The sequence below is a fragment of the Brachyspira pulli genome, assembly GCF_036997785.1.
Lineage (GTDB): Bacteria > Spirochaetota > Brachyspiria > Brachyspirales > Brachyspiraceae > Brachyspira > Brachyspira pulli.
Map to the genome: position 1 here is coordinate 39267 of NZ_JAWLQI010000023.1, position 6576 is coordinate 45842.

The window sequence follows — 6576 nt, forward strand, 5'->3', positions numbered from 1 at the left end:
TTTAATAAATATTATATAGGAGCCAATTATGAAAAAGCAAATACCTAATTTACTAAGTATTAGCAGAATAGTTTTATCACCGCTTGTTATATTTTTATATTTTTATAATTCTATGATAAGTGCAGTATTGGCATTAATATTTCTTATTATACTAGAAATAACAGATGCTTTAGACGGTGCTATGGCAAGGAAATTTAATCTTGTAAGTGATTTAGGTAAAGTGCTGGATCCTTTCGCTGATACAGTATTTCATATAACAATGTTTACAATATTCTTATATGAAGGTTCTATGCCTATATGGATGTACATAATTTCACTTTATAGAGATATGTTTTCAATGTTTATAAGAATTTTAGGAGGACTTAGAGGTTTTGCTGTTGCTGCTAAATTCAGCGGTAAATTAAAAACTGCATCAAGAGCTGCTGCTGTAGTTATAATATTCCTATTAAAAATATTAAAACATACAGATATAGTTCTTCCTTATGAACAAATAACATATTACAGTTTATTAGTAGTTACAATAATAACTATATATTCATTCTTTGATTATATGCCTTTAATAACTGGAAAAGCAAATAAAAAATAATTAGTATTATTGTTAGTGATAAATAGAATAAAATAATAATCTATATAAAAAATAATGGGTATTCATAAATATTGAATACCCATTTTTATTATATAATAAAATCTTTAATTCTAACAGTAAATAATAACAATATATTAGAACCAATATCTAAATCCGAAATCACCAGAGAATCTAAAAAATTTAGAGAAAGTCCAACCTGTATGACTAGGATACCAACCAAAAGTTCCAAAGCCTTCATTACCGACTGCTATTACATTAAGACCGGGAGCAATCTGTAAAAATATTTCCCAATCCCTGTCAACAATAAATGAAACTCCAAGAGGAAGTCTAAAGCCTAAACCTAAATTCCAATAATTATTTCCAAACTCAGCTACAGCCTCAGCACCGGGCCCAAAATAAAGCCAAGAATCGGATTTGCCAACCTTTCCTATTCTGTACTTTAATCCCCACCAATCAGCACTAACACTTAAGCCCATCCAAGACCAGCCTTTAGTTGATATACCAACATTAAATATACCGCTAAACATAAACGGAACAACATCAAATTTACCAGTAACACCTAAAGATACTTGACTTGGAAAACTAAATCTAAGAAAAAAACCAGCTGCACTCCCCTCAGGATAATTAGCATATAATTTTGACGATAATGAAAATACAGAAGTAAATGACATTATTATCAATGTATAAATTATAATCTTTTTAGCCATAATAAAACAAACCCATTTGATATTAAAAACTATTTATAAATATAAAAAATAATATCGAAAAGTGAATAAATTATCTTTAAAAAAATAAAGCCCCGTTTTAAACGGGGCCAATTAATTTCAATATTGTATAAAATTAGAACCAATATCTGAATCCGAATTGGAATGTCAAATGTAAGAAGTGACCAAAATACCAACGATCATGTCTATCATCATCACCCAAATATAAACCAAGTAAAGAAACACCATTTCCATCTGCATGAAGTACGTTAACAACAGGTGCAGGCTCTAAGAAAATTTCCCATTTTTGTTTAATTAAGAATGAAAAACCTATAGGCATTCTTAAACCAGCATTAACAGACCAATAGTTAGATCCGAAAGCAGCATCAGCAGCAAGTCCTGGTCCTAAGTAGAAATGTACATCAGATTCACCAGCTTTTCCCAAAGGTATTTTTAAGCCCCACCAATCCATAGTAAGACCAATACCAAAATAAGGGTAATTTCCAAAAGGATTTGCTACAGCTTGAACTCCAAACATCAAAGGAACACCTTTAAATTGACCAACTAAAGTTAAACCTTGGTTTGGATAACCAAAAAACAATGAAGCACCTATAGCTGCACCGTCAGAATAAGCAGCTTGTGCTTTTTTTGGCATAGCAACTGTTACAGCTAATACCATAGCAATTACAACTGCAATTTTTTTAAACATAATATTCTCCATTTTTTTATATATATCTACACTATACAATCTATGTCTAAAAATGTCAATAAGTAACATAATATTATTAAATTTTATTTACATAAAAATTATAATGAAATATTTTACTTTTTTATTTGCTGTTTTAGATAAGCAGAAATGAATTCATCTATATTTCCGTCCATAACAGAGTTCATATTACCAGTTTCATGACCGGTTCTTAAATCTTTAACCATCTGATAAGGTTGGAAAACATAACTTCTAATCTGATTTCCCCAAGCTATGTCAGTTTTTTCTCCAGCTATTTTCTGTTTTTCTTTATCTAATTTCTCTTTTTCTAATTGATAAAGTTTAGCCTTAAGCATTTTCATAGCCATATCTTTATTGTTATGCTGACTTCTTTCTGCCTGACACTGAACTACTATATTTGTAGGTATATGTGTTATTCTTATAGCTGACGAAGTTTTATTAACATGCTGTCCGCCTGCTCCAGAAGCCCTATAAGTATCTATTCTCAAATCAGCAGGATTGATTTCAACTTCAATATCTTCATCTATATCAGGCATAACACTTACTGCCACAAATGAAGTATGTCTTTTAGCATTGGCATCGAAAGGAGATATTCTAACAAGTCTATGAACTCCAATTTCTGAACGCAAATAACCATAAGCATAAAGCCCTTGTACATAAAAACTTATTTGTTTTATTCCAGCTTCATCACCAGGCAATTCATCAGTAGTTTCTACTGTAAAACCATGTCTTTCACAAAAACGAACATACATTCTTGAAAGCATAGAAGCCCAGTCACAACTTTCAGTACCGCCTGCACCTGCATTCAATGTTAAATATGCATTCTTACTGTCAAATTCTCCGGAGAAAAGATTTTTTGTTTCTAATTCATCAAAAACACGCTGTAATTCCAAGCATTCTGTTTCTAATTCTTTCTCCATTTCCGGATCATTTGACTCTATAGCCATTTCAACTAATTCATATATATTATTAGAATTCTTTATCAAATTTTCAACAGGTTCTATTTTATCAAGAAGCAGCATTCTTTCTTTCATAAGTTTTTGAGCTGCTATATTATCATTCCAAAAGTCATCTTTAGAAGATATTTCATCAATTTCTTTTACCCTTTTATATATTGAATCAGGGTCAAAGATACCCCCTTAAAATTTCTGACTGTTCCTTAATATTTGATACTATATTTTTTATCTCAGATAATGTCATAAGATTTTCCTAATTTACTTAATTCACTTCCAAAAATTATTCTTCAGTCGGTAATATACGAGTACCATTAGATGGTTTTAATATATAAACATCTGCATCTCTTCTAGTTCTTTCTTTATAACTAGCATATAGATTTTCTATAACATTTTCAACTTCAGTTTTCTTTAAGAATAATAATACTCCGCCGCCAAATCCAGTACCTATCATTCTAGCACCTAAAACGCCGTCCATATTAGTAGATTCTTCAACTAAAATATCTAATTCAGCAGTAGATACTTCATATAACTTACTCAAACCATCATGGGTTTTCAATATCAAACTAGATAAATCTTTTACAGAACCTTTTTTTATAGCTTTTACAGCTTGATTAACTCTATCCTGTTCTGCTGAAACATATAAAGCACGTCTTTGTTCTTTATTTTGTAAAGTTTCTTTTATAAAATCTGCATCTTTAGGCTTTAAATCTGATAAAGATTTTAAATTAGGTTTCTTTTCTTTAAGTTTTTTAAATGCATTTTCGCATTCTCTTTTTCTAGCATTATATTCACTGTCGCTGGAAGTTCTCTTTTTATTACTATTAACTACTGCCATACAGCAATCACCTAAATTGAAATCAAAGTATTCATATTTAAGTGTTTTCATATTAAATAAAAATAATGTATTTTCTTTCGCCATAAATATAGTAACATGGTCGCTTAAAGAAGTTCTATGAGAAGCATATTTTATCTCACCTTCATAAGATAATTTTGCCATTTCAATAGGGTCTACATCTTTAATATTGTTAATATCTAAAGCAGCATAAGTCAAACAAGCACATAATGAACTTGAAGAAGCTAAAGAAGTATTAAAAGGCAAATCTGTATAAACAAACAAATCCATTCCATGAAGTTTATAGCCTTTTTCTAAAAGAACAGAATAAACGCCTTTGAAATAAATTGCCCATTCATCTTCTTTATTTTTCTCTAAATCTTCCAATGTAAATGACTTTCTAGCTTTAAAAGAATGAGCATATATATTGATTTTATTATCAGGTCTTTTTCTAGCTACTATATAAGTACCTCTGTCTATAGCAGAAGTTATAGTATCTCCGCCTGAATAATCTATAAGCTCTCCTATTATTGTAACTCTTCCAGGAGCAAAGTATAATTTTGTATCTCCCTTCTGTCCAAAAACTTCTCTAAATCTTGCTACTATTTTTAAATGTAATCTAGGTATCATAATTATATCTCTCAAAAATTATCTGTTATAAATATCATAAAATGAAAAAAAATCAATAGTATAAACTAAACTATTCTAAAAAAAATAAGATTATTCATATAATAAACTGTATAGACTAATAAATCGTAAATTTTTTCAAAAACTAAAACAAATAATTTACTAAAAATATTGATTTTGGCAATAAAGAATAATATAATATTTAATGTGATGAATATCATTTTAAAGAGGTGTTATAATATGGATAAAAAATTATATGATAATTACATAAATATTCTAAAAGAAGAATTAATACCTGCCCTTGGCTGTACAGAGCCTATAGCAATAGCTTATGCTGGAGCAAAAGTTAGAGAAGTTATGGGAAATATACCTGACTCAATAACTGTTAAATGCAGCGGAAACATTATTAAGAATGTAAAAGGTGTAACTGTACCAAATTCCGGAGGATTAAAAGGAATTGATATTGCTGCAACTTTAGGTTTAGTCGGAGGAGATCCTAACAAAAATCTTGAAGTATTATCAACTATTAAACCAGAAGATATAGAAAAAACTAAAGAACTTATAAGCAAAGGTTTTTGTAAATGTGATTTAATAGAAGGTTCTGAAAATCTACATATTATAATAGAAGCTAAATATCAAAATTCATCAGCATTGGTTGAAATCAAAAATGCTCACACTAATATAACAAGAATAATAAAAGATGGAAAAGAATTATTCACCTCTGATAATTCAGCAGGTCAAAAAGATTCTGCTGACAGAGATTCTTTAAATATAAAAGACATATTAAGTTTTGCTAACGAAGTTAATATAGAAGATATAAAAGAAGTTATACAAAGACAAATAGAATTAAACTCAAATATAGCAAATGAAGGTTTAAAAAATGACTACGGTTCTTCTGTAGGAAAAACATTGATGAAATATTATGGAAATGATGTAAGAAACAGAGCTAAGGCTTATGCTTCTGCCGGTTCTGATGCCAGAATGGGAGGTTGTCCTATGCCTGTAGTAACTAATTCTGGAAGCGGAAACCAAGGTATAACTGTATCTATGCCTGTAATTATATACGCTGAAGACATGAAAGTATCTGAAGAAAAGCTATATAGAGCATTAGTTCTATCCAATTTAATAGCTATACTTCAGAAAAAACATATAGGAAAATTATCTGCATTCTGCGGAGTTGTTTGTGCTGCTACTGGTGCTGCTTCTGGAATAGCTTATCTTAATAACGCTGAATATAAAATAATTTCAGACACAATAACTAATGCATTATGTACAATAGGCGGTATGGTTTGTGATGGTGCTAAGGCTTCTTGTGCATCAAAAATTTCTGAAGCTGTTGATTGCGGAATACTTGCATATAATCTAGCAAAAGATGGTAAAGTATTTAAATCTGGCGATGGTCTTGTAAAAGATGATATTGAAGCTACTATTGACAGTATTGGAAGAATGGCCAAAGAAGGTATGAAAGGTACTGATATAGAAATACTTAATATAATGATAGATAAGTAATCATAATATATTGATTATACATTCAGGTTTTATAGTGAAAAGAATTTTGTTTCTACAATGTTTTTATGTCCTTTAAAAAATAGTACTTTAAAGTATACATCAATATCTAATGCACATAAAAATCCTTTTTTTATCAAAGCTGGTATTGCATTAATTATAAGACCTGAATAGTATATTTTTATATTCAATTTTAGATGATGATTTTTATTTGAAGATAAAATATAACTTTTTTCTAATCTACCCTCTCCTATTTTATCTCCAGAACTCACGCTATTTTTAAATAAAGAAATATAAATATCATTTAATTGAATATTTAGAAAAAAATTATTTTTAACTTTTAAATCTATTTCTAAATTTACTCCTTTAAAATCTATATTCTTAAATTTTATTTTATCAATAGAAAAAGACGGCTCAAACATAAATATACCTCATAAAAAAACAAATATTCACTAAAATATAAACTATATTCTTCAAATTATCAATATAAAAATATATTTACATATGTTTAAGAGCCATAGATATTGCACACTTTTAGTTTAAAAAAAGAAGGTATTCCTTATAATTTAAATTACTACAAATAAACCAAAAGGAATACCTATGAAACAGTATAATACACAACAGAAAAAAAAGATAGT

The 6576-nt window shown here is 28.8% G+C and carries 7 protein-coding genes; 2 read left to right on the forward strand and 5 right to left on the reverse strand.

Annotated elements, in window-relative coordinates:
* Positions 1-28 precede the first annotated feature (28 nt).
* On the forward strand, positions 29-586 hold the full coding sequence (gene pgsA / locus R4K56_RS06890; protein ID WP_297297837.1) for a CDP-diacylglycerol--glycerol-3-phosphate 3-phosphatidyltransferase: 558 nt from the start codon (positions 29-31) through the stop codon (positions 584-586).
* A 134-nt stretch (positions 587-720) separates the two neighbouring features.
* On the opposite strand, the gene R4K56_RS06895 is transcribed toward pgsA, so the two are convergent.
* The 4 genes from R4K56_RS06895 to galK all read right to left on the reverse strand — a co-directional run bounded on the left by R4K56_RS06895 (position 721) and on the right by galK (position 4435).
* Complete coding sequence (locus R4K56_RS06895; RefSeq protein WP_335756508.1) at positions 721-1293, reverse strand: hypothetical protein; 573 nt, start codon at positions 1291-1293, stop codon at positions 721-723.
* Between the two features lie 133 nt (positions 1294-1426).
* Positions 1427-1999 (reverse strand): hypothetical protein, encoded by a 573-nt coding sequence (locus R4K56_RS06900; protein WP_335756507.1) that lies wholly within the window; start codon positions 1997-1999, stop codon positions 1427-1429.
* Positions 2000-2112: 113 nt separating this feature from the next.
* Positions 2113-3217, reverse strand: a protein-coding gene (gene prfB / locus R4K56_RS06905) for a peptide chain release factor 2 (RefSeq protein WP_297297831.1) whose coding sequence is annotated in 2 segments (ribosomal slippage) — positions 2113-3144 and positions 3146-3217 — 1104 coding nt in all. Because the reading frame shifts where the segments join, the coding sequence is not laid out codon by codon here.
* A gap of 36 nt (positions 3218-3253) precedes the next feature.
* Entirely contained in the window at positions 3254-4435 is a 1182-nt protein-coding gene (gene galK, locus R4K56_RS06910; RefSeq protein ID WP_335772397.1) for a galactokinase, read from the reverse strand.
* A 237-nt stretch (positions 4436-4672) separates the two neighbouring features.
* Here galK and R4K56_RS06915 point away from each other — a divergent pair, with 237 nt between their 5' ends.
* Positions 4673-5941, forward strand: coding sequence for an L-cysteine desulfidase family protein (locus R4K56_RS06915; RefSeq protein WP_335772396.1), 1269 nt, complete (start codon positions 4673-4675; stop codon positions 5939-5941).
* 29 nt (positions 5942-5970) lie between these two features.
* Here R4K56_RS06915 and R4K56_RS06920 read toward each other — a convergent pair whose 3' ends face one another.
* Positions 5971-6360: a hypothetical protein gene (locus R4K56_RS06920; protein ID WP_335756504.1), complete on the reverse strand. Its 390-nt coding sequence runs from the start codon at positions 6358-6360 to the stop codon at positions 5971-5973.
* Positions 6361-6576 lie beyond the last annotated feature (216 nt).